This window comes from Alteromonas sp. MmMcT2-5 (assembly GCF_022348315.1).
Classification (GTDB): Bacteria; Pseudomonadota; Gammaproteobacteria; order Enterobacterales; family Alteromonadaceae; genus Alteromonas; species Alteromonas macleodii.
The window spans coordinates 1-1,085 of the sequence record NZ_JAKRFB010000137.1; the positions used below are offsets into that span (position 1 = coordinate 1).

The 1,085-nt window shown below is 49.5% G+C and carries 1 protein-coding gene; it reads left to right on the forward strand.

What is annotated here, in order from left to right; all coding sequences use genetic code 11:
- The coding region (ltrA, locus tag MHN09_RS21630) for a group II intron reverse transcriptase/maturase (protein WP_239241846.1) at positions 1 to 1,003 on the forward strand (1,003 nt) is incomplete at its 5' end.
- Positions 1,004 to 1,085: the final 82 nt, after the last annotated feature.

Below are 1,085 nucleotides of genomic sequence, written 5' to 3' on the forward strand. Positions count from 1 at the left end.
GGTTCAACAATGCTTGAATGACCTCCTTACCCCCATCTTCGAAGAGCAGTTCCATCCATCAAGCTTTGGTTATAGACCGAAGCGGAGCTGTCACGATGCTATCAATAAAGCCACGATGTTCATCCGTCGATACGGACGGCGACACGTGGTGGACATGGACCTGTCGAAGTGCTTCGATAAGCTGGACCATACGCTTATCATTAAGAGTATTAAAAGACGGGTTCGTGATGGTAGCGTGCTGAGTCTCATTGCTCAGTTCTTACAAAGTGGGGTGATGGTAGATGGACATTGGCAGCAGACAGAAACAGGCAGTCCGCAAGGCGGGGTAATAAGCCCGCTCATAGCGAACATCTATCTGGATGCGTTCGATGAGGAAATGAAACAACGTGGGCACCGCATAGTGCGCTATGCTGATGACATCCTTATCCTGTGTAGCAGTCGTGCAGCGGCAGAAAATGCCAAAGCGCAAGCCACACACATCTTAGAAGAAAAGCTAAAGCTAAGCGTAAACACGGAGAAAACACACATCACCCACAGTGATGTTGGTGTGAAGTTCCTCGGCGTTGAAATCGGGACGAAACATACCCGCATCCAGCCCAAGAAACTCACCGCGTTTAAGGCGAAGCTCAAGCAGATGACGAAACGCAATGGCGGAATGCCACTGCAATCAGTTATCAATGCACTAAACCCACTGCTAAGAGGGTTCAGTTATTACTTCAAGATAGCCAATGCGAGCAGGGTATTTAAGCAACTCGCGAGCTGGCTAAGACGGCGCTTGCGCAGCATCCAACTTAAGTTATGGAAGAAGGCGAGCCGCCTTCATCGCTGGCTACGACAGCATGGTTATAAAGGCAAGTTCGCTCACATCAACATGACGAGCTGGAGCAGTGCACGCAGTCCTTTAGCAAGCTACGCGATGCCAAACAGTTGGTTCGATGAACTTGGGCTAATGAACTTGGAGAATGTTGCAACGGGATATGTGTTTAGCAATTACGCTAAATAACTATGTACATGAGCCGTATACGAGGCCCGTATGTACGGTTCTGTGAGAGGGATGAGGCGGTGACGCCTCACCCTACTCGATG